The following is a 434-nucleotide window of genomic DNA, read 5'->3' as shown; positions in this document are numbered from 1 at the left end:
GCGATCGCCTCCGGTCGCGCCAATGACGAGCCGATCGAGATCGAGCGCGGCTGGCGCGACAGCGCCATCGGCCAGGATTTGAAGCGGGTTCGCAACGTCAAGCCGCTGTGGTCGAAGTTCGGTACGGCGATCGGTGTTGGGCTCGGTGGTCTCGACATGTGGACCAACCAGATCTTCGGCTTCTCCTTCTTCGGCACGCTGAAGCACGGCAAGACGGACGCGCAGTCGCTCGAGCCGGCCGCCCAGCACCAGAAGATCGACTATCCGAAGCCCGATGGTGTCTTAACCTTCGACCGGCTGTCCTCGGTGTTCCTGTCGAACACCAACCACGAGGAGGATCAGCCGGTCCATCTGCAGGTGAAGGACATGGAGCTGCAGAAGCGCTCCGAGCACGACATCTATGCCGGCCCGTCGACGCGCTACTGTCCGGCCGG

General features: G+C 63.6%; 1 protein-coding gene. It reads left to right on the top strand.

Translation table 11 applies throughout. The features are described from left to right. Positions 1 to 434 (top strand): 4Fe-4S dicluster domain-containing protein (locus tag AB4Z53_RS35500; protein WP_441600126.1); only part of this gene is annotated, 434 nt, incomplete at both ends.

This window comes from Ensifer sp. 2TAB8, from assembly GCF_052115125.1.
Taxonomy (GTDB): Bacteria; Pseudomonadota; Alphaproteobacteria; order Rhizobiales; family Rhizobiaceae; genus Ensifer.
The sequence above is the reverse complement of the archived record's forward strand: the minus strand, read 5'-3'. Positions and strand labels throughout refer to the sequence as shown.